The following is a 21451-nucleotide window of genomic DNA, read 5'->3' on the forward strand; positions in this document are numbered from 1 at the left end:
GATCGGCCTCAGAACCTCTCGGGCTTGACGAGGGCGAGGACGAGGTAGCCCAGGAGGGCGGCGGCCACCAGCAGACCGACGATGTTCTCGGCACTCACAGCTTGGCCACCCCCTTGGCGATGAAGGCCACCAGCGCGAAGACCGCGATCGTGGTGACGACGAAGGCCACGTCGGCCATCGTGAGCTCCCGGATGCAGGAAGAAGGAAGAACGGATTCTCGGACAGGACGAGGAAACCTCTCCCCGGCCGCCCCGCCGCCGCCGTTGACGTGCCCCTAACGCCGTCCGTGCCCCTCTTGACGCGTCCCGTACGTCCGGGTGACCTGGCCCACGGGGTCGTGGGCCCTCCCGGTTCGGCGCTCGGCCATTGCCAGTGGCCGGAAGGGGACATATCTTCGAGCGACACCTACGGACCGGGATGCTCGTCAGTCCCGGGGCGGTCCGCCGTTCACGGGCCGGACGGCGGGGAGCGGAACCCTCGGGGACGACGGGGCCGCTGGACGCCGGGCGTACGGGATATCCGTATCCACGTACCCGCAGGAGCTGAGCAGCACATGAGCAAGCACGTCCTGGCGCAGAACCAGTACGGCAAGGCCGAGAACCGCATCGTCGCCGTGACCCGGAAGGGCAATGACGGCGCGTGGCACGAGATCCGCGACCTGAACGTGTCGGTGGCGCTGCGCGGCGAGTACCGCGAGGTCCATCTGACCGGCGACAACGGCAACTGCCTGCCGACCGACACCACCAAGAACACCGTCTACGCCTTCGCCAAGGAGCACGGCGTGGCCTCCCCCGAGGCCTTCGGCATCCTGCTGGCCAAGCACTTCGTGACCTCGCAGGCGGTGATCCACGAGGCGCAGATCCGGGTGGAGGAGTACGCCTGGGACCGGATCTCCGTCCCCACCCGCAAGGAGCAGCACTCCTTCGCCCGCAAGGGCCAGGAGGTCCGCACCGCGCAGATCACCTACTCGGCGAACACCGGGCTCCAGGTCCTCTCGGGCCTCAAGGACCTCACCGTCATGAACTCGACGAACTCCGAGTTCCACGGCTTCATCAAGGACGAGTACACGACGCTCCAGGAGGCGTACGACCGGATCCTCGCCACCAAGGTCACGGCGCGCTGGGCGAACTCGGCCCCGGCGGCCGCGGACGAGGAGCACGACTGGGACCGCTCGTACCAGAAGGTGCGCCGTCACATGCTGGAGGCGTTCGCGGAGACGTACAGCTACTCGCTCCAGCAGACGCTGCACGCGATGGCCGACCGGGTCCTGGACAACGTCTCCACGGTCAACGAGGTCCGGCTCAACCTGCCGAACAAGCACCACTTCCTGGTGGACCTGGAGCCCTTCGGCCTCACGAACGACAACGAGGTCTACTTCGCGGCGGACCGGATGTACGGCCTCATCGAGGGCACCATCCACCGTGACGGCGTGCAGCCGGTGATCGCGACCAGCGACTGGATCACCGCCTGAGCCGTCGGATCACCACAGCCTGGCCGTCTCCACTCCCAGCCATACGGCTCCGAGTCCGGCGGCCAGGCTCACGGCGACGTTGAGCACCGCGTGCCCCTTCGCCCCGTCCTCGGACAGCTTCAGCGTCTCGTACGAGAAGGTCGAGTACGTCGTGAGCGCGCCGCACAGACCCGTGCCGAGCAGCAGGGAGAGCCGGGCCGAGGCCACCCCGGTGAGCAGCCCGAGGAGGAACGAGCCGACGACGTTCACCGTGAAGGTGCCCCAGGGGAAGCCGGGGCCGAAGCGGGCGCGCGCCGCGCGGTCCGTGAGGTAGCGCAGGGGGGCGCCGACGGCGGCGCCCGCGACGACCAGCAGCCAGTTCACGCGCGCCCCACCCGGCCCCGTCCCGCCCTCGCGCGGACGGCCCTGGCGCCGGTCACCCCGGCCCGGACGGCGGCGAGCGCGGCGACCAGGGTGCCGCCCAGGTAGAGCAGCCCGCGCGTGGGGTCGCCGGCGTCCAGCAGCCGCTGGGTGTCGAGGGCGTACGTCGAGAAGGTGGTGAACCCGCCGCAGAACCCGGTGCCCAGGAAGGGCCGGAGAAGAGGGTGCGGGGGTGCCGTGGACCACTCGGTCGGCCGTTCCGTCAGCAGGACCATCAGCCCGCCGAGGAGCGCGCAGCCGACCACGTTCACCGTGAACGTCGTCCACGGGAAGGCGCCTTCCGGGGTGGGCAGGAGCAGCCCCGCGCCGTAGCGGGCGGACGCGCCGAGGGCCCCGCCGACGGCCACCACCCCGACGACCGGCAGTTCCGCGCGCAGTCCCATGGCCGCAAGCCTACGAGCGACGGGTCAAGGCGAGGCGCACAGGCACGGCCCCCGGCCTGGGGCATTAACCGGGGTCCGGCCCGTGCAGCCTCGCTCTGCGATGGTCCGGCCACGCCGTGCGACGGGTCAAAGCCGGGCCGGTGAGTCTGTCAGATCCCCCTCGGGGTATTCCGGAAGGCCGCGGCGAGGGGTGGGCCGGCCTTCGCCGGTGGACCGCGAGAGGCCCGTGGACACCCCTCCGACCTGCGACGACACGTCGGGAGGTGGTCCGGCCACCATCCGGCGGCCGATTCGGGTGCCGGGTACACCTCGCCGCCGGAGGCCGGGCCGGGCGACGGTGGTGGTGCAGCGGGAGGGAGCTGCGCAACCTTCGGGCAGGAGTGTCGTGAGTACATCCGTCGCAACCAAGCGCAGGGCCGTGACCGGGTCCGTTCCGCCGGCCGTTCCCCTGGACGTCGTCAGGTCCGTCGGCGCGCCCGGCTCGCGCGAGGACGTCTACGCCGAGCTGTGTGCCGCGCTGTTCTCCGGCTTCCCGCGCCGGGACCAGCGGCTGAAGGCCGAGCAGTATCTGCACGGCCTGCTCACCGCGCAGGGCCGCAAGTCCATCCGTAACATCGCCGCTCAGATAGGCGGTCCGGCCGCCGAGCAGAGCCTGCACCACTTCGTGTCCAGCTCCACCTGGGACTGGCAGCCGATGCGGGCGTCGCTCGCCCGGTACCTCGAACGGAACAGCTGCCCGCAGGCCTGGGTGGTGCGGCCGATGCCGATACCGAAGGCCGGGGAGCACTCGGTGGGTGTGGACCGGCGGTTCGACCCGGAGCGCGGGCAGGTCTTCCACGGCCAGCAGGCGTTCGGGGTGTGGTTCGCGAGCGACGAGCTGAGCGTGCCCGTCAACTGGCGTCTGTTCCTGCCGGATCCCTGGGTGAACGACCGCACGCGGCGCGACCGCGCGGAGGTTCCCCAGGAGGCCGGCGAGGAGACGCTGGAGGAGTGCGCCGTCGCGGCGGCGCTCGACACGGCCCGCTGGCCGGACGTGACCCGCAAGCCGGTGCTGCTCGACATCCGGGGCGGCGCGGGACGGGCGGCCCTGACCCGGCTCGCCGGTGCGGGCGTGCCGGTCGTGGCGCGGATCGGTCCGGGTTCCCGGCTGGCGATCGCCGACCGTTCGCTGCCCGGCTTCGGGGCGGGTCCGCTGTCGGCGCTGCAGATCCTGGAGTCGCTCAAGGGCCTGCGCAGGCCGGTGAGCTGGGTGGACACGGTGGCCGGCGCGCGGACCTCGCGCACCTCGCTGGCCACGGCGGTGCGGGTGGCGCTGCCCGCGCCGGGCGGCGAGCGGATGCGTCCGCTGGTGCTGCTCGGCGAGTGGGACGACCCGCGGCGGCCCCCGGCCCGGGTGTGGATCAGCGATCTGACCGGCTCGCCGGTCGGCTCGCTGCTGCGGCTGACGAAGCTGGCCCGCCGGGTGGAGCGGGACTTCGTGGAGGTCGGCGAGGGGGCGGGGCTCCGGGACTTCGTGGGCCGTTCGTTCCGAGGCTGGCACCGGCACATCACGCTGGCCTCGGCCGCCCACGCGGCGACGGTCATGGCCGCCACCGACTGGGAGGCGCCCTACGGTTCCGGCTACGGATCGGGACGTACGGCGCGTACGGCGAGCTGAGCCGCGCGGGCGGCCACGCGGGGCGGTACGGGGTCAGGCGTTCCGCTCCGGCGGGCCCGCCGCCGGCCGGCCCGGGTCCGCCGTGGCGCGGCCCCTGGCCAGCACCTCCCGGGTGCGCTGGAGGCGCAGCGCCAGCTGGACCTCCAGGACCTGGCCGGGTTTCTGCCACTCGGGGCCGAGGAGTTCACCGATCCGTTCCAGGCGGCGCGAGACCGTGTTGGGGTGGACGTGGAGCGCCTCGGCCGCGTTGGTCGGGCTGCCGCCGGAGGCGAAGTACGCCTCCAGGGTGTGGGTGAGATCGGTGAACCGCTCGGCGTCGTAGTCGAGCACGGGGCCGATCGCCGCCTCGACGAAGCCGTCGACGTCGTTGTCGTCGGAGAGCAGCAGGCCGAGGAAGCCCAGGTCCTGCACGGACGCCGCCGAGCCGGTGCCGCCGAGGGCGCTCATCGCGTCCAGGCAGCGTCCGGCCTCCTGGTGCATCCGGGCGACGCCGTCCGGGCTCTGCCCGGGTCCGGCGGCCGCGACGGAGACGGGGTGGCCGAGCAGCGGGGACAGTTCGTCGGCGACGGCTCTGGCGGCGGCGGAGGCGTCGATGCCGGGGAGGAGCAGCACGATGCAGCCGCCCTGCACGGTCTTCAGACCGCTGAGGCGGTACGCGTACGAGGACGCCCACACCACGGCCCTGCCCTGTTCGCCGCCCTCCGGCCGGGCGAGCACGAGGACGTGCGGTCTGCGCAGGTCGACGCCGAGGCGGCGGGCGCGCTGGGCGATCTGCTGGGGCGCGTGCGGCGGGTCGGCGATGAGGTCGTCGAGGAGTTCGTCGCGGACGGGTCCTTCGGCGACGGCGGTGGAGCGGCGCATGAGGAGGAGGAAGGCGACGGACTGGGCGGCGAGTTCGAGGAGCCGTTCGTCCTCGCCGGTGAGTCCTCCGGCGGCGCGGATGACGAGGCCGCCGAGATCCTCGGACCCGGCGATGACGGGGGCGACCCAGGTGTCGTCGTCGGCGAGGACGGGGCGGCGGCGGGCGTGCGCGTCGAGCGAGGCCGTGGCGACGGCCTCCTCGACGAGGCCGGGTATGTCTCCGGCGGTGGCGAGGCAGCGGCCGCCCTGGTCGCGGATCATCACCGTGGCGTCGAGGGCGTCGGCGGCGGCCTTGGCGACGCTGCCGAGGTCCCCGCCGGCGAGGACCAGGCTCATGATCCGGCCGTGGGCCTCGCTGACGTGCCGCATCCGGGTGAGGCTGCTGCGGACCCGGGAGCTGTCCCGTTCGAGTTCGGAGACCTCGGCCCGTGTGCGGTCGAGCAGTCCGGCCTTCTCGACGGCGAGTGCGGCGAGGTCGGCGAGCGCGGTGAGGAGCCCGATCTCCTCGCCGGTGTGGTGGCGGACCCGCCGGTCGGCTCCGTGCAGGACGCCGATCACCGTGTCGCCGCTGCGCAGCGGTGCGGCCATGATCGCGTGCAGGTCCTCGGCGCGCAGGGCCGCCTCGGCGGCCTCGTCGAAGGCGGGGGCGTGGACGCCGGCGTCGAGGGAGCCGGAAGGAGCGAAGCGTTCGTCGGCGAGGTAGTCGGCGGTCCACACGGCCTCGCCGTGCGACTGGACGGCGCCGCCGAGTCCGTACCCCTCGGCGATCCGCAGACCGGGGGCGATCCTCGGGCCGCCGGCCTGTCCGGTGCGGGAGCCCTCGGTGGTGTGGACGTAGCAGGCTCCGTGCGGGCCACGCAGGGTCACGTACGCCAGGTCGAGGCCGAGGAGCCGCCGGGCCCGGCGGGTGATCACGCGCAGCAGGCTGTCGAGGTCGTACGACAGGGTGAGGTCGCGGGCGGTGTCGCTGAGCGTGGCGAGTCCGGCTTCGCGGCGCGCGTCCTGCTCGCGCCGGGCGTTCACCTCGTCGGCGAGGGCGACGGCCCGTTCGAGGCGGTCGAGTTCCACTCCTGCGAGTCCGGTGCGCCGGGCGTCGTCGAGGAGGGTGTCGAACCGGGCGGGCGGCGCCTGCCGGGCCAGCAGTTCGAGGACTCCGAGCAGCGCGTCGGCACCACCCGCTCCGTCCGCGCCGTGCATGGTCATGGCCCCGTCCCCCGTGGTCGAGCGAAATCGGGCACCTGGGAGGAAACCCGTACTGCTCGCCGAAAGTAATTCGGCTTCGGAAGTCGGTCAACGGTGAGTTCCCGCACTTCGTTCCCGGTGAAGGCCCCGGGAAGGCGTCCGGCTGGTCAGACCGGCCGTCCTCCGGGGGCTGTGATGTCGATCGGGCGGCCGCGTTCCGGGCCGCGTCGGGGCGTCAGCCCACGGAACCCGCCGGTACGAGCCGGGCTCGCGCGGGGCTGAACTGGGCGGGGACGCGGGACGCGTAGAGCGGGCGGACCTCGGTGTTCCGTACGGCGAGGACCGAGCGCTGGAGGCGGCGCAGCCGCGCCGAGGGCTCCATGCCGCTCTCCCCCTTGAGGGCCGCGCGCAGCCGCTCGTACACGGTGAGGGCCTCGTCGTGCTGGCCGCAGCGCAGCAGGGCCACCATGTAGTGGGCGTGGAGGGGCTCGTTGGTGCGGTAGCGGGCGACGAGCCCGGAGAGTTCGGAGACGAGGTCGGCGTGCCGGCCGAGGCCCAACTGGGCTTCCACCCACTGGTCGAGGACGCTCAGCCGCGAGGTCTCCAGGCGCTCGACCTCTCTGCGGAGGCGGGGCCCGGCGGCGACGCCCGCGTAGGGTTCGCCGCGCCACAGGGCGAGTGCCTCGCCGAGGCGGAGCGCGGCGCGGGCGAGGTCGCCGGCCTCCATGGCGCGGTATCCGGCGCCGGCCGCGCGCTCGAACTGCCGGACGTCGTTGGTGCCGCCGCCGGTGTCGAGCCGGTAGCCGCCGGGCTGGGAGACGAGGATCGCTTCGGCGGTGCGCCGGTCGGACCAGCCGGGCCCGGGCTCCGCCGAGGGGGCGCCGCGCAGGGCGCCGGTGATCAGGGTGCGCAACTCGGCTATGTGGGACTGGAGTTCGGCGCGGGCGCCGCGCGGCGCACCGGACGGCCAGAGCTCCTCGGTGAGCACCGTCACGGGGACGACCTGGTCGGCGCTGGCCGTGAGCAGGGCGAGGAGCTGCCGGGGCGCGGCGGCTGTCGGCGTGATCGACACCCCGTGCTCACGTACCGACAGTCCCCCCAGAATCCGGACGTCCACCTTGCCCCCTCCATGCCTGTGCGGTGTCAGCGCGCGGGATGACTCTCGATGATTAGAAAAGACCCCCGTAGGCATGTCAATAAGAAACCGGAGGGTACGGAAACCCAACCCGGGATATCGGGGTGATTCACCCCCTTTGGGGGGCTATAAGGACGTAAGATTTTCGTCACTGGCGCAGACCGACACATGCCTGAAGACTGTTTCCGGACTCGTAGGTACGCTTTCGCGGGACCCTTGTGGATGTTGAAGAGGCCGACACGCGCGAGTTCACGCCAGAAACAGTCCACCGGGTACGGTTCCGCGGCCGGTCGGCTGCTCACGCGACCGCCGGGCAGTCCGCGGGGGCTGCCCGGCGAGCCGGGAGCGGCAGGGCCGGGAAGGAAGGGGCGGGGCCGTGCGCTAGACGACGGCCGCGGCGGTCAGCAGGCCGAACGCCACGACGATCAGGGGCGTACGGATCCCGTGGAAGCCGTTCCAGCGCTTCTCGAAGGCGGACCGGACGGCCGCCGGCTCGCCACCGGTGGCCTCGGAAGCGGCCAGCGCGTTGTTCAGCGGGACGTTGCCCCCGATGGTGACCGCGTGGTTGAGGGCCGCGCACACGAGGCCCGCGAGCACCAGCCACTTCTGGGTGTCGGTCCGTCCGTCGACGGGGACGAGGAACGCGGCGACGGGGAAGGCGACCACTCCGAGGAAGACGCTCAGGAACACGCCCCTCGGGACGGCCTCGTTGATCCGGCGCATCGCGGTGACGAACTCGGCGTCCGTCAGACGGGCGAGCGCGGGCATGATCCCGGTCTGGAAGATCAGCATGAAACCGGCGTAGAGGCCGGTGCATCCGATGGCGAGGGCGAGCAGCAGGGAGGCCATGCGGCCATTCTCACCCGCTGCCCGCCCCACGTGTCAGCTGTACGGATCTCCGGATTTCGACTCACCCTCGTGGACGGCCCCTTCGGCCGGCCCGCGAAGCCCGTCGGCCTGCCGTACGGCCTCGGCCAGCTCCCGCACCACCGCGGAGCCCGACCGGCCGGCGATCGACTCGGCGCGCTCCGCGAGCACCCGGAGACCCGGGGCGCCCGGCAGGTCGCCGCCGCGCAGGGCGTCCGCGAAGTAGGCGCTGATCGCCGTCAGTTGCAGACTGTCGTGACCGCCGCCCCAGAGGTCACCGGTGAGGGCGGACGTGCCGACCGAGCCGGAACGCTCGTGGGGCGCGCGCGTGGCCGGGTCGAGCCAGCGGACGGTGGCGGTGGCCACCGGGCCGCTCGCCCCGGCCCTGGTCCTGACCGCGTACAGCGCGGTGACCGTGTGGCCGGCGCCGACCTCACCGCCGTCGACCCGGTCGTTCCGGAAGTCCTCGTCGGCGACCTCCCGGTTCTCGTAGCCGATCAGCCGGAACCGCTCCACGGTCCGCCGGTCGAAGGAGACCTGCGCCTTGGCGTCCCGGGCGCGCAGCTCGACATGGGCGGGCAGCTGGTCGACGAAGACCTTGCGGGCCTGCGCGGAGTCGGAGACGTACGTGGTCTGGCCGTCGCCCCGGTCGGCGAGCCGCTCCATGAGCGCGTCGCCGTAGTCACTGCCCACACCGACGCCGAAGAGGGTGATCCCGTACCGCTTCCGCTCCCCCTCGATGCGTTCCAGGATCGTCCCGGCCTCGGTGGCACCCGTGTTGGCGAGCGCGTCGGAGAGCAGTACGACCCGGTTGGTGGCGCCCTCGCGGTGGCCCTTGACGGCCACGTCGTAGCCGGTGCGGACGCCCGCCTCGACATTGGTGGACGAGCTCGTCGCGAGGGAGTCCACCACCTCGCGGATCCGGCCGCGGGCGTCGCCCACCCGGGTCATCGGCAGCCGGGTCTCGGCCTGGTCGCTGAAGGTGACGAGGCCGATCGAGTCGTCGTCGCGCAGCTCGTCGGCGAGCAGCCCGAGCGACTCCTTGACGAGGTCGAGCCGGCCCGGCTCGCCCATCGAGCCGGAGACGTCGACGACGAACGTGAGGGCGGCGGGCGGGCGTTCCCCGCTCCGGTCCGCCGCGCGCGTGGCGAGGCCGACCCGGACCAGGGACCAGCCGTCCTGACCGGCGCGGGCCCCGTCGAGGGTCACGCTGAAGCCGTTGTCCTCCGGACGCGGGTAGTCGGGACGGAAGCTGTTGACGAACTCCTCGGGGCGGACGGTCGCCGGGTCGGGCAGCCTTCCCTCGGCGAGGGTGCGGCGGGCGTAGCCGTACGAGGCGGTGTCCACGTCCAGGGCGAACGTGGAGAGGTAGTCGGCGGCGGGCGCGGAGGACGGCCGGCGGCCGTCCTCCCCCTCCGGGTTCACCGTGGCCGCTCCCCCGCCGGGGGCCGCCGGGGCGGTCCGGCCGCTCTCGCCCCGCGCCCGGTCGGCGCTGCTCCGTTCGTCGCCGGCGCCGCAGCCTCCGACGGCCAGTCCGGCCGCCAGCAGAGCCGCGGCGGTGGCCGAGAACCGGGCCCGTCGGCGTCCGACCGCCCACATGTCCTGTCGTCCCATGCCATCTCCCCCTCTTGGTAAGCCACTTGTGAATGTGACGAACGAGAGGGCCGCTGGGAGCAGTCGAAGGAGTTGCGGATGGATCTCGATGCGGCAACGGCGAACAGCGGCTCACGGGTATGGCATGGATTCGCCATCCTTCTCAACAGGGGTTGTCACCGTGTGCAGTCACATGCGTACATGGAGTGGACATCGATCGGGCGGGGGTGGTCAGCGGTGGCAGAGAGCGCGGGCTCCGTGATGCTCGCCCGTTCGGCGATGAACCGGGCCGCGACCGAGGGACAGCGGCCCGCGGGGCGCCCGGTCCGGGGTGCGCGGCGCATCAGCGCGGCGCTCGCCGGGCTGGCCGCTTCCACCCGGTACGAGTTGCTGACCTTCGACGACCCGGTCGCGTCGGCGGGCTGCGCGATCCCCGGGCCGTTCCTGGAGCTGGCGGAGGCCTGCATGCGGGCGGCGGCGGAGCGGGCCGGCGAGGTCCGGCGGATCGTGCCGCGGCACGCGTTGCCTCATCTGGAGGGCGGGCTCCGGCTCCCCGGCCGGGCCCGGCTCGCGGAGGCCATCCCGTTCAAGATGATCGTCGTCGACCGGACGGTGGCCGCGGTCCCGCTCGACCTGGAACTGCTCTACAACGGGCTGCTGCTGATCCGCGACCCGGTGGTGGTTCAGGCCCTCGCCCGGGCGCATCACGCCTGCTGGGTGACGGCCGAGGAGCTGACGTACGCGCCGCCGCCCCCACGGCCGCCGTGCGACCTGTCGCCGCAGCTGCGTCCGGTGCTCGACGCCCTGCTGTCCGGGGTCACGGACGAGACGGCGGCGGCCCGGCTCGGCATGTCCGCGCGCACCTACAGCCGGCGGGTGGGCGAGCTGATGGCCGCCCTCGGCACGACGAGCCGCTTCCGCGCGGGCGCGGAAGCGGCTCGAAGGGGGTGGCTGTGAGCAGAAGACCCTAGGGCCCCGGTCGGGACCGCCGACGCGGAATGCCGGGCGGGAGTCGCCGGTCGGGGCCTACGACACGATGTCCTTGCGGGCGAAGCCGCGGAAGGCGAGGGCGAAGAGGACGAGGGCGTACGTCAGCGAGATCGCCGTGCCCTTCACCATGCCGCTCCACTCCAGCTGCGGCTGGAGCGCGTCGATCCAGGCGAACTGCCAGTGCGCGGGCAGGTAGTCGCGCCAGTCGCCGAGCGCCGTGACCGCGTCCAGGACATTGCCGACGATCGTCAGGCCGACGGCCCCGCCGACCGCGCCGAGCGGGGCGTCGGTCCGGGTGGAGAGCCAGAAGGCCAGGCCTGCGGTGACCAGTTGGGAGGCGAAGACGAAGGCGACGGCGATAGCGATGCGGAGCACCGCGTCCCCGGCGGGCACCGCGCCGCCGGTGGGCAGCTGGAGCGGGCCCCAGCCGTAGGCGACCGAGCCCACGGCCAGGGCGACGAGCGGCAGGAGGATCATCGCGGCCGCGCTGTAGGCGAGGGCCACCACCAGCTTGGAGGCGAGGAGCCGGGACCGGGGCACGGGCGCGGCCAGCAGGTAGCGCAGGGAGGACCAGCTCGCCTCGGAGGCGACGGTGTCCCCGCAGAACAGCGCGACCGGGACGACGAGGAGGAACCCGGCCGAGACGAAGAGACTGGTCGCGGCGAAGTTGGCGCCGGAGGCGGTCGCCGTGTCCATCAGGGTGATACGGCCGCTCCCGCCGCGGTCCTGGTCGCCGCCGATCGCGAAGGCGATCAGCAGGACGAACGGCAGGGCGACCAGGATGCCGCCCATGATCAGGGTGCGGCGGCGCTTCCACTGGCGCAGGGCCTCGACGCGCAGCGGCAGGGTGCGTCCGGCGCGGTAGCCGGGGGCGGCGGACTCCGCGGGAGCCGGGGGGGTGTCGAGCAGCGGGCTCATGCGGCTCCTCCTCCGATCAGGGTCAGGAAGGCGTCTTCGAGGCGACGGTGCGGGCCGACGCCGGTCAGCGGCACGTCCAGGGCGACGAGTTCGCCGATGAGGGCGGTCGGGTCGAGGGTGTCGAGGAGGACGAGGATCCCGCCGTCGGTCCGGGTCGCCGCGGCGACGCCCGGGAGGGCGCCGACCTTCTCGACGAGCGCGTCGGGGACGGGCTCTCCGAGGGTGACGAGCAGGGTGTCGCCCGAATCGGTGATCTCGGCGACCGGTCCGGCCTGCACGAGCTGTCCCCGGTCCATGACGACGAGGTGGGTGCAGGACTGTTCGACCTCGGCGAGGAGGTGGCTGGAGACGATGACGGTACGGCCGCCGGCCGCGTACCGGATCATCACCTCGCGCATCTCGCGGATCTGCGGCGGGTCGAGTCCGTTGGTGGGCTCGTCCAGGATCAGCAGGTCGGGCAGGCCGAGCATGGCCTGGGCGAGGGCGAGGCGCTGCCGCATGCCCTGCGAGTAGGTGCGGACGGCCCGGTCGAGGGCGTTGCCCAGGTTGGCGATGCGCAGGGCCTCGTCGGCGTGGGCGTCCTCGGCGGGGCGGCCGGTGGCCTTCCAGTACAGGTCCAGGTTCTCCCGGCCGTTGAGGTGCGGCAGGAAGCCGGCGCCCTCGACGAAGGAGCCGACGCGGGAGAGGACCGGCGCGCCGGGCCGGATGGCCTGGCCGAAGACCCGGATCTCCCCCTCGTCGGGGGTGATCAGGCCCATCAGCATGCGCAGGGTGGTGGTCTTCCCCGCGCCGTTGGGTCCGAGGAGACCGAGGACCTGGCCCTGCTCGACGCGGAAGGTGAGGTCCTTGACGCTGTACCGGTCGCCGCCCTTGTACTTCTTGGAGAGCCCGGTGATCTGGAGCGGCACGGCGGTCGGTTCGGAGTCGGGAGCGGGGGCGGCGGTGCGGCGGCGGGCGGTGAGCAGCAGCGCGGCGGCGACGGCGAGGCCGAGGAGCGGCAGGCCCCAGACCCACCAGGGCAGGGCGGCGGCCTGGGTGTCGAGGCCGGAGGCGGTGGGGACGGTGAGCGGGCCCTCGACGGCGACGGTGTAGTCGGCGGGGACGGCCGGGGAGGCGTAGCCGAGGTCGGTGGCGGCGACGACGAGCCGGAGCCGGTGTCCGGCCTCCACCTCGTGGTCGATGGCGGGCAGGGTCAGCGTGACGCTCTTCCCGTTCCCGGCGCCTTCGACGCGGACGGGGGCGACGAGCTGCGCGGGCAGCACCTGCTGACGGCCGTCGGGCCCGACGTCGTACGCCTTGGCGAAGAGGACGGCGGAACCGTCGGTGGCGGTGGAGGTGACCTTGACGCGGACGGTCGGGGTGCCGGTGATCCGGAGCGGCTCGTCCTGCGGCTTCGCGTCGAAGCGGGCGTGCTGGCCGGGGAAGTCGAGGGAGAGGCCGACGCCGAGGGAGGAGAGGCCGGCGACCCCGCCGCCGAGGCCGGGGACGGCCGAGACGGCGGGTGGTGCGGCGCCGGCGGGGTTCGCGAAGGTCTGCGCCGGTCCGGCGAGCGGGATGCTCGCGCCGCCGGAGGTGAGGCCCGGGTAGCGGTCGGCGGTCGCGGCGCGCAGGGTGGCCTGCCCGTCGGTGGAGTCGACGCCGCCGGTACGGCTGACGCGGAAGGCGGGGCCGGTGTCGGCGGAGGTGTCCTTCTTCAGCCAGCGGTCGAACCAGGTGCTGATCCGCCGCTCGACGCGGTCGGTCTCGCGGTCGCCGCCGTCGTGGCCGCCGGAGATCCAGTCGACGGAGACGGGGGCGCCGTTGGCGGTGAGGGCGCGGGCCATGGCGTCGGACTGGGCCAGGGTGAAGAGCGAGTCGGACTGGCCCTGGACGAGGAGCGCGGGCACCTTGATCCTGGCGCCGACGGCGGAGGGGCTGCGGGCTTCGAGGAGGGCGCGGGCGGCGGCGTCGGGCTTCCCGGCGACGGCGACGCGTTCGTAGAGGGAGCAGAGCTCGGGGGTGAACCGGCCGCAGGCGGCCGCCCTGCCCCGGGGGGTCTCACCCGCGGGGGCCTTCCCGGTGGGGGCCTCACCCGCGGGCTTCTCCGTGGGGGGCTTCTCCGGCGTCGCCGGGGCTCCCGGCCGGTTCCCCGCGGAGAAGAAGATCCCGGCCCAGAGCTTCTTGAAGACGCCGTCCGGGAAGAGGGCGTCGGCGAGGTTCCAGTAGGTGATCTGCGGGGCGATGGCGTCGACGCGTGCGTCGTGGCCGGCGGCGAGCAGGGAGATCGCGCCGCCGTAGGAGGCGCCGGTGACGCCGACGCGCGGGTCGCCCGGCTTGTCGAGGAGGACCTCGGGCCGGGCGGCGAGCCAGTCGATCAGCTTCCGGGCGTCCTCGACCTCGTGGTCGGGGTCGTTGAGCCCGATCTCGCCGCCGGAGGCGCCGAAGCCGCGCGCGGACCAGGTGAGGACGGCGTAGCCGTCCCGGGCGAGCCGCTCGGCCTGGGCGCGGACGTCGTCCTTGGAGCCGCCGAAGCCGTGGCCGAGGAGAACGGCCGGCCGGCGTCCGCCGGCGTCGCCGGTGAAGTACGAGGTGTCGATACGGGTGCCGTCGAGGTCGAGCATCCGGTCCGCCCGGTGCACGGGCGGCGGATCGTCCGAGGCGACGGCGGTCCAGGTGCCGGCACCCGCGAGGACGGCGAGGACGGCGGTGACCGCGGCCCACCGGGGAAGTCGGAGTCGCATGGTGTCGAGCCTAAGCGGACCGCCTGTGCGCCACGGCTGCCCGGAGACGGAAGTACCCCACCTCCTCCGGTCGTACGCAGTACGGTCCGCGTACAGCAGGCGCGGTACGCGGAGACGCGAGCACACGGAGGCGGCGATGGAGATCCGGCAGGCGGCGACGGTGGCGGAGCTGCTGGCGGCGGGGCATCTGTACGACGAGCCGCCCCGGGAGGACTGGGCCGCGCGCTTCCTGGCGGCGCCGGGCCATCTGATGCTGATCGCGTACGCGGAGGACGGCTTCCCGGCCGGGTTCGTCTCGGGGATCGAGATGCTGCACCCCGACAAGGGGGCGGAGATGTGTCTCTACGAGCTGTCCGTGGACGAGGACCACCGGAGGCGCGGGGTGGGGCGGGCCCTGACGGAGGCGCTCCTCGCGGAGGCCGGGGCGCGGGGCTGCCGGGGCGCGTGGGTGGGCGTGGACACGGACAACGATCCCGCGCTCGCGACGTACGCGTCGGCGGGCGCGATGGACGAAGGGGTGTTCTCGATGCGCGGCTGGACCTTCACCGAGGCCGAGGCCCCCTGAGTCCGGGGACCGGCCAAGGACGCCGGGGGCCCGGATGCCGGGACCGGCCAGGACGCCGGCGCCGGATGCCGGGACCGGACCTGACGCCGGGACCGGCCGACGGCCCCCGGGGTGTGCTGTCAGCACCCCGGGGGCCGTCGCCGTGAACCGCCCGCGTCAGTGGTTGCGCGGGAAGCCCAGGTCCACGCCCGCCGGGGCGTCCGACGGGTCCGGCCAGCGGGTGGTGACGACCTTGCCGCGGGTGTAGAAGTGCACGCCGTCGTTGCCGTAGATGTGGTGGTCGCCGAAGAGCGAGTCCTTCCAGCCACCGAAGGAGTGGTAGCCGACCGGCACCGGGATCGGCACGTTCACGCCGACCATGCCGGCCTCGACCTCCAGCTGGAAGCGGCGGGCGGCGCCGCCGTCGCGGGTGAAGATCGCGGTGCCGTTGCCGAACGGCGAGGCGTTGATGAGGGCGAGGCCCTCCTCGTACGTCTCGGTGCGCAGCACGCAGAGCACCGGGCCGAAGATCTCGTCCTGGTAGGCCTTGGCCGTGGTGGGCACGTGGTCCAGGAGGGAGAGGCCGATCCAGTGGCCGTCCTCGTGGCCCTCGACCGTGTATCCGGTGCCGTCGAGGACGACCTCGCAGCCCTCGTCCGCCGCGCCGTGGACGTAGGAGGCGACCTTGTCGCGGTGGACGGCCGTGATGAGCGGGCCCATCTCGGAGGTCGGGTCGTTGCCGGGACCGATCTTGATCTTCTCGGCGCGCTCGCGGATCTTCTGGACCAGCTCGTCGCCGATGGAGCCGACGGCCACGACGGCCGAGATGGCCATGCAGCGCTCGCCGGCGGAGCCGTAGGCGGCGGAGACGGCCGCGTCGGCCGCCGCGTCGAGGTCGGCGTCGGGGAGCACCAGCATGTGGTTCTTCGCGCCGCCGAGCGCCTGGACGCGCTTGCCGTTGGCGGAGGCGGTGGTGTGGATGTGCCGGGCGATCGGGGTCGAGCCGACGAAGGAGATCGCGGAGACGTCCGGGTGCTCCAGGAGGCGGTCCACGGCCACCTTGTCGCCGTGCAGGACGTTGAAGACACCGTCCGGGAGGCCCGCCTCGGCGAGCAGCTCGGCGATCTTGAGGGAGGGCGAGGGGTCCTTCTCGCTCGGCTTGAGGATGAAGGTGTTGCCGGTCGCGATGGCGATCGGGAACATCCACATCGGCACCATGGCCGGGAAGTTGAAGGGGGTGATGCCGGCGACGACGCCGACGGGCTGGCGGATCGAGGCCACGTCCACCCGGTTCGACACCTGGGTGGAGAGCTCGCCCTTGAGCTGGGTGGTGATGCCGCAGGCCAGGTCGACGATCTCCAGGCCGCGGGCGACCTCGCCGAGCGCGTCGGAGTGGACCTTGCCGTGCTCGGCGACGATCAGCTCGGCGATGGCGTCGCGGTTGGCGTCGAGGAGCGCGCGGAACTTGAAGAGGATGGTGGTGCGCTGGGCGAGCGAGGAGGTGCCCCAGGTCGCCCAGGCGTCCTTGGCGGCGGCGACGGCGGCGTCGACCTCCTCGACGGAGGCGAGCGCGACCTTCGTGGTCACGGCGCCGGTGGCCGGGTCGGTGACCGGGCCCCAGTTGCCCGACGTGCCCTCGACGGTCTTGCCACCGATCCAGTGGTTGACGGTCTTGACGGTGTTCGTCATGACGAAATGCTCCTTCAGAGATGGCGGCGTCGGGCGGTGACGTGCCGGTCGTACTCCTCCCGGGCCTTGACCGCCGACGGGCGGGTCGAGGTCTCGGCCACGGGCACATCCCACCATGCCTGGGCCGGGGGCGGGCCCGACACAGTGTCTGGCGTTTCGGTCTCGACGTAGACACATGTGGGAACCGTCGCGGTCCGCGCGTCGGCGAGGGCTTCCCGCAGGTCACGGACGGTGCGGGGGCGCAGCACCCGCATGCCGAGGGAGGCGGCGTTGGCGCCGAGGTCGATGGGGAGCGGCGGGCCGGTGAAGCCGCCGAAGGTGTCCCGCCGGCGGTAGTCGGTGCCGAACCGCTCGGCGCCGACGGCCTCCGAGAGGCCGCCGATGGAGGCGTAGCCGTGGTTCTGGAGGATGACGACCTTGAGGGGCAGTCCCTCCTGGACGGCGGTGACGATCTCGGTGGGATTCATCAGGTACGTACCGTCGCCGACGAGGGCCCAGACCGGCCGGCCGGGGGCGGCGAGGGTGACGCCGATGGCGGCGGGGATCTCGTAGCCCATGCAGGAGTAGCCGTATTCGACGTGGTACTGGTCGACGGAGCGGGGCCGCCACAGCTTGTGCAGGTCGCCGGGGAGGGAGCCGGCGGCGTTGATCAGGATGTCGCTGCCGTCGACCAGAGTGTCGAGTACGCCGAGCACCTGGACCTGGGTGGGGCGGGCGTGCGGGTCGGGTGCGGCGTAGGCGGCGTCGGTCCGCTCCTGCCAGTCCCGTGTGGAGGAGGACCACTCGGCCGTGTCGTGCGGGAGGCCGTGCCGGTGGCCTTCGAGCGCCTCGGTGAGCGCTTCGAGTCCGGCTCGGGCGTCGGCGACGAGCGGGAGCGCCGCCTGTTTGTGGGCGTCGAAGGCGGTGATGTTGAGGTTGACGAACCGGGTGTCGGGGCCGAAGAGGGTGCCTGAGGCGGTGGTGAAGTCGGTGTGCCGGGTGCCGACGCCGATGATCAGGTCGCTGGTGCGGGCGAGGTCGTTGGCGGTCCGGGTGCCGGTGTGGCCGATGCCGCCGACGTCGCAGGGGTGGTCCCAGGGGAGGACGCCCTTGCCGGCCTGGGTGGTGGCGACGGGGAGGCCGGCCGACCGGGCGAGGGTGCTCAGGGCGTCCTGGGCCGTGCTGTACCTGACTCCGCCGCCGGCGATGATCATCGGCCGCCGGGCCTTTCCGATCGCCCGTACGGCCGCGTCGAGTTCGGCCGTGTCGGGCCGCGGCCGGCGCACGGTCCAGGTCCGTTCGGCGAGGAACTCCTCGGGCCAGTCGTACGCCTCGGCCTGCACGTCCTGCGGGAGCGCGAGGGTGACCGCCCCGGTGTCGGCGGGGTCGGTGAGGACGCGTACGGCGGCGAGGGCGGCCGGGACCAGTGCCTCGGGGCGGGTGATCCGGTCGAAGTAGCGCGACACGGGGCGCAGGCAGTCGTTGACGGAGACCTCGCCCGCGTACGGGACTTCGAGCTGCTGCAGGACGGGGTCGGCGGGCCGGGTGGCGAAGGTGTCGCCGGGCAGCAGGAGGACGGGCAGCCGGTTGACGGTGGCGAGCGCGGCGCCGGTGACGAGGTTGGTGGCGCCGGGGCCGATGGAGGTGGTGACGGCGTGGGTGCGCAGGCGGTTGGACTGTCGGGCGTAGCCGACGGCCGCGTGCACCATGGCCTGCTCGTTGCGTCCCTGGTGGAACGGCATGAGGTCGGGGTACTCGACGAGCGCCTGGCCGATGCCGGCGACGTTGCCGTGGCCGAAGATGCCCCAGGTCGCGGTGATCAGCCGCTGCCGTACGCCGTCGCGTTCGGTGTGCTGCGCGGCGAGGAAGCGCACCAGGGCCTGGGCGACGGTGAGCCGGACGCTCATGCGTATCCCTCCGTGTGGTCGGGGTGGAAGCGGATCCGCCACTCCCGTCCGGGGCCGGGGCCGGCCATGACGTTCAGGTAGTACAGGGGGTGTCCGGGCTGGGCGATCGACGGGCCGTGCCAGCCGTCGGGCACGAGGACGGCGTCGCCGTCGCGGATCTCGCAGAGGAGTTCGGCGCCTCCGGGCCGGGAGGGGGAGATCCGCTGGTAGGCGAGTCCGTGCGGGCCCTCGATCTCGTAGTAGTAGATCTCTTCGAGGACGGACTCGGTGCCGGGGCGGTGCTCGTCGTGCTTGTGCGGCGGGTACGAGGACCAGTTTCCGCCGGGCGTGACGACCTCGACGGCGATGAGCCGGTCGCAGGCGAAGGCGTCGGCGGAGGCGAAGTTCCGTACCCGGCGGGCGCGGTTCCCGCTGCCCCGGGCCTCGACGGGAACCTCCGGCGCGGGGCCGTAGCGGGCGGGGAGTCGTCGCTCGCACTTCGCTCCTGCCAAAGCGAAGCGGCCTCCCGCGCCGGAGGCGATCTGGGCGTGGGTGTCGCGCGGTACATAGGCGAAGTCGGTCACTCCGTCGAACACGCTCGCGCGGCCCGTGAGTTCGAGGATCTCGCCGTCGACGCGCACGCTACAGGCACCGGAGAGGGGAAGCACGACCCATTCGGAATCCCCGCTCTCGAAGGAGTGGATCCCGTCCGGTCCGAGGGTGAGGACCCGGAGGGCGGAGTACGTCCAGCCGGCCCGCCCGGGGTCGATGTCGAGCCCGTACGGGCCGCGGGCGGTGGTTCCGGCGGGGAGGTGGAGGGACGGGGGGTGGTGGGTGCTCATGACTCAGCCCTACCCCTTTTCCGTCAGGGTCCCCGAGCCCGTCGCGAGCGCCTCGGCGATCTCGGCGGCGTACGGCATGGCGGACGAGCAGGCGAGGCGGCCCGCGACGATCGCGCCGGCGGCGTTGGCGTGGCGGAGGGTGGTCTCCAGGTCCCGGCCCGCGAGCAGTCCGTGGACGAGCGCGCCGCCGAACGCGTCGCCCGCGCCGAGGCCGTTGACCACGTCGACCGGCAGCGGCGGCACCTCGGCGCTCGTGCCGTCGGCGGCGAGCGCGAGGACGCCCTCGGGGCCGCGCTTGACGACGGCGAGCCGGAGGCCGGAGTCCCCTCCGGCGGCGAGCAGCGCGCGGGCGGCCGCGTACGGTTCGCGCTCCCCCGTCGCCACCTCGCACTCGTCGAGGTTGCCGACGGCGACGGTGGCGTGCCGCAGGGCCTCGGCGTAGTACGGGCGGGCGGTCGCCGGGTCCGTCCAGAACATCGGCCGCCAGTCCAGGTCGAGGACCGTCACCTCCCGGCCCGACCTGGCCCGCAGCGCCTCAAGGGTCGCGGTGCGGCTGGGTTCGGCACAGAGGCCGGTGCCGGTCGCCCAGAGGACCCGGGCGGCGCGGAGGGCGTCGAGGTCCAGCTCGTGCGGATGGATCTCCAGGTCGGGGGCGCGCGGTCGGCGGTAGAAGGTGAGCGGGAAGTCGTCGGGCGGGAAGAGGGCGCAGAAGGTGACGGGGGTGGGGTGGGCGTCGACCTCGCTCACCCAGCGGTCGTCCACCCCGAAGCCCTTGAGCTCGCGGCGCAGATAGGTGCCGAAGGCGTCGGCGCCGGTGCGGGAGACGAGTGCGGTGCGCAGGCCGAGCCGGGCGGCGGCGACGGCCACGTTCGCCGGGGAGCCGCCGAGGAATTTGGCGAAGGTGTCCACCCGGTCGAGTCCGACCCCGGTCTGGAGCGGGTACAGGTCCACGCCGAGGCGCCCCATGGTGATCAGGTCGTACGGCTCCGACTCCACCCGCGCCACCTCTCGCGTCCGGCTTCCGCACCCAGGTCTAGCCGTCCGCCCGGAGGCGTGTCAACGATATGTCCGGACATTCTGACGAACAGGCGGTCGGCGGGGAACGGCTCGTGCGGGCCGGAGCGGCCTCCTTGACGCTGCTCGCGGGCCGCGGTCAAGGTGGCAGGCATGACGACGCCGTCACCGCAGCCGCCCCCGCCCTCGTCCCCGTCCCGGATCCGGATCGGCTCCGCGCCGGACTCCTGGGGGGTGTGGTTCCCCGACGATCCCCGGCAGGTGCCGTGGCAGCGCTTCCTGGACGAGGTGTCCGGCGCGGGCTACGGATGGATCGAACTCGGTCCGTACGGCTATCTGCCCACCGATCCGGCCGTCCTGACGGAGGAGACCGCGCGGCGCGGGCTGCGGGTCTCGGCGGGAACGGTCTTCACCGGTCTGCACCACGGCCCGGACGTCTGGGACCGGACCTGGGCGCACGTCGCCGAGAACGCGGCCCTGGCGCAGGCGGTGGGCGCGGGCCATCTGGTCGTCATCCCGTCGTTCTGGCGGGACGACCGGACGGGCGAGGTCCTGGAGGACCGGACGCTCACCGCCGCGCAGTGGCGGGACCTGACGGGGCTCACCGAGCGGCTCGGCCGGGAGGTGCGCGAGCGGTACGGGCTGCGGATCGTCGTCCATCCGCACGCCGACACCCATTTGGACGACGAGGAGAGCGTGACGCGGTTCCTGGACGCGACCGACCCGGAGGCGGTCTCGCTCTGTCTGGACACCGGGCACTACGCGTACGCCGGCGGCGACAGCGTCAAGCTGATCGAGACGTACGGCGAGCGGATCGGCTATCTGCATCTCAAGCAGGTCGACCCGGAGATCCTGGCGGGGGTGGTGGCCGAGGGGGTGCCGTTCGGGCCGGCGGTGGCGCGCGGGGTGATGTGCGAGCCGCCGTCCGGGGTGCCCGCCCTCGAGCCGGTGCTCGCGGCCGCGTCGGCCCTGGACGTGGACCTGTTCGCGATCGTGGAGCAGGACATGTATCCCTGCGAGCCGGACGTCCCGTACCCGATCGCGCTCCGCACCCGGGACTACCTCCGCTCCTGCGGGATGTGACCGGCGCGCGGCGGGCGCATATCTCTCCGGCCAGGGGTGACGCACGGGAACACGCCGATCTCCGGATGCCGCACTTTCGTCACACTCGTCCCTTCGGCGTCACACATATCTCCGTTACGCGGGCTTTCCGTCACAGGCGCTCGACAGGCGCTCTCCTCCTGTCTGACGGGGTCGTTGCAGGGGGCAATGGCTCAGTGATCGCCATCGCACGCCCGCA

At 73.2% G+C, this 21451-nt stretch carries 18 protein-coding genes; 5 read left to right on the plus strand and 13 right to left on the minus strand.

Going from position 1 to position 21451, the window contains the following annotated elements:
• Window positions 1-8: 8 nt before the first annotated feature.
• Window positions 9-98: a K(+)-transporting ATPase subunit F gene (gene kdpF / locus OG392_RS13275; protein WP_033204243.1), complete on the minus strand. Its 90-nt coding sequence runs from the start codon at window positions 96-98 to the stop codon at window positions 9-11.
• Between the two features lie 455 nt (window positions 99-553).
• Here kdpF and pucL point away from each other — a divergent pair, with 455 nt between their 5' ends.
• Window positions 554-1471, plus strand: a complete 918-nt coding sequence (gene pucL, locus OG392_RS13280) for a factor-independent urate hydroxylase (protein WP_329278902.1) — start codon at window positions 554-556, stop codon at window positions 1469-1471.
• 9 nt (window positions 1472-1480) lie between these two features.
• Here pucL and crcB (OG392_RS13285) read toward each other — a convergent pair whose 3' ends face one another.
• Together crcB (OG392_RS13285) and crcB (OG392_RS13290) are read right to left on the minus strand one after the other, a co-directional pair.
• On the minus strand, window positions 1481-1834 hold the full coding sequence (crcB, locus tag OG392_RS13285) for a fluoride efflux transporter CrcB (RefSeq protein ID WP_329278903.1): 354 nt from the start codon (window positions 1832-1834) through the stop codon (window positions 1481-1483).
• Window positions 1831-2274: a fluoride efflux transporter CrcB gene (crcB, locus tag OG392_RS13290; protein ID WP_329278905.1), complete on the minus strand. Its 444-nt coding sequence runs from the start codon at window positions 2272-2274 to the stop codon at window positions 1831-1833. Before crcB (OG392_RS13290) ends, crcB (OG392_RS13285) begins: the two co-directional genes overlap by 4 nt.
• A 385-nt stretch (window positions 2275-2659) precedes the next feature.
• On the opposite strand from crcB (OG392_RS13290), the gene OG392_RS13295 reads away from it, so the two are divergent.
• Window positions 2660-3931 carry an IS701 family transposase gene (locus OG392_RS13295; protein WP_329278907.1) on the plus strand — a complete coding sequence of 424 codons (1272 nt, stop codon included), beginning with the start codon at window positions 2660-2662 and terminating at the stop codon, window positions 3929-3931.
• A gap of 33 nt (window positions 3932-3964) precedes the next feature.
• On the opposite strand, the gene OG392_RS13300 is transcribed toward OG392_RS13295, so the two are convergent.
• The 4 genes from OG392_RS13300 to OG392_RS13315 all read right to left on the minus strand — a co-directional run bounded on the left by OG392_RS13300 (window position 3965) and on the right by OG392_RS13315 (window position 9590).
• Window positions 3965-5995, minus strand: a complete 2031-nt coding sequence (locus OG392_RS13300) for a helix-turn-helix domain-containing protein (RefSeq protein ID WP_329278909.1) — start codon at window positions 5993-5995, stop codon at window positions 3965-3967.
• A gap of 214 nt (window positions 5996-6209) precedes the next feature.
• A complete protein-coding gene (locus tag OG392_RS13305) occupies window positions 6210-7091 on the minus strand; it encodes an AfsR/SARP family transcriptional regulator (protein WP_329278910.1) in 882 nt (293 codons plus the stop codon).
• A 399-nt stretch (window positions 7092-7490) separates the two neighbouring features.
• Window positions 7491-7958, minus strand: coding sequence for an anthrone oxygenase family protein (locus OG392_RS13310; protein ID WP_329278911.1), 468 nt, complete (start codon window positions 7956-7958; stop codon window positions 7491-7493).
• Window positions 7959-7991: 33 nt separating this feature from the next.
• On the minus strand, window positions 7992-9590 hold the full coding sequence (locus OG392_RS13315) for a vWA domain-containing protein (RefSeq protein WP_329278913.1): 1599 nt from the start codon (window positions 9588-9590) through the stop codon (window positions 7992-7994).
• Between the two features lie 216 nt (window positions 9591-9806).
• Between OG392_RS13315 and OG392_RS13320 the strand changes: the two genes are divergently transcribed.
• Complete coding sequence (locus OG392_RS13320) at window positions 9807-10526, plus strand: helix-turn-helix transcriptional regulator (RefSeq protein WP_329278916.1); 720 nt, start codon at window positions 9807-9809, stop codon at window positions 10524-10526.
• Between the two features lie 69 nt (window positions 10527-10595).
• On the opposite strand, the gene OG392_RS13325 is transcribed toward OG392_RS13320, so the two are convergent.
• Window positions 10596-11477 (minus strand): ABC transporter permease, encoded by an 882-nt coding sequence (locus OG392_RS13325; protein WP_329278918.1) that lies wholly within the window; start codon window positions 11475-11477, stop codon window positions 10596-10598.
• Window positions 11474-14197, minus strand: coding sequence for a CocE/NonD family hydrolase (locus OG392_RS13330; protein ID WP_329278920.1), 2724 nt, complete (start codon window positions 14195-14197; stop codon window positions 11474-11476). Before OG392_RS13330 ends, OG392_RS13325 begins: the two co-directional genes overlap by 4 nt.
• 136 nt (window positions 14198-14333) lie before the next feature.
• Between OG392_RS13330 and OG392_RS13335 the strand changes: the two genes are divergently transcribed.
• Window positions 14334-14762 carry a GNAT family N-acetyltransferase gene (locus tag OG392_RS13335; RefSeq protein ID WP_329278923.1) on the plus strand — a complete coding sequence of 143 codons (429 nt, stop codon included), beginning with the start codon at window positions 14334-14336 and terminating at the stop codon, window positions 14760-14762.
• Between the two features lie 156 nt (window positions 14763-14918).
• Here the strand turns inward: OG392_RS13335 and mmsA are convergent, their stop codons facing one another.
• Genes mmsA through iolC form a run of 4 tightly spaced genes read right to left on the minus strand, consistent with a single transcriptional unit; the run spans window position 14919 to window position 20103 of the window.
• Window positions 14919-16430, minus strand: coding sequence for a CoA-acylating methylmalonate-semialdehyde dehydrogenase (mmsA, locus tag OG392_RS13340; RefSeq protein ID WP_329278926.1), 1512 nt, complete (start codon window positions 16428-16430; stop codon window positions 14919-14921).
• Between the two features lie 14 nt (window positions 16431-16444).
• Window positions 16445-18316, minus strand: coding sequence for a 3D-(3,5/4)-trihydroxycyclohexane-1,2-dione acylhydrolase (decyclizing) (gene iolD, locus OG392_RS13345; protein WP_329278928.1), 1872 nt, complete (start codon window positions 18314-18316; stop codon window positions 16445-16447).
• Window positions 18313-19137 (minus strand): 5-deoxy-glucuronate isomerase, encoded by an 825-nt coding sequence (iolB, locus tag OG392_RS13350; RefSeq protein WP_329278929.1) that lies wholly within the window; start codon window positions 19135-19137, stop codon window positions 18313-18315. The genes iolD and iolB overlap by 4 nt, the downstream gene beginning before the upstream one ends.
• Window positions 19138-19146: 9 nt before the next feature.
• A complete protein-coding gene (iolC, locus tag OG392_RS13355) occupies window positions 19147-20103 on the minus strand; it encodes a 5-dehydro-2-deoxygluconokinase (RefSeq protein WP_329287247.1) in 957 nt (318 codons plus the stop codon).
• A 201-nt stretch (window positions 20104-20304) separates the two neighbouring features.
• Here iolC and OG392_RS13360 point away from each other — a divergent pair, with 201 nt between their 5' ends.
• Window positions 20305-21234: a sugar phosphate isomerase/epimerase family protein gene (locus OG392_RS13360; RefSeq protein WP_329278931.1), complete on the plus strand. Its 930-nt coding sequence runs from the start codon at window positions 20305-20307 to the stop codon at window positions 21232-21234.
• Window positions 21235-21451 lie beyond the last annotated feature (217 nt).

It is taken from the genome of Streptomyces sp. NBC_00691 (assembly GCF_036226665.1).
Taxonomy (GTDB): Bacteria; Actinomycetota; Actinomycetes; order Streptomycetales; family Streptomycetaceae; genus Streptomyces.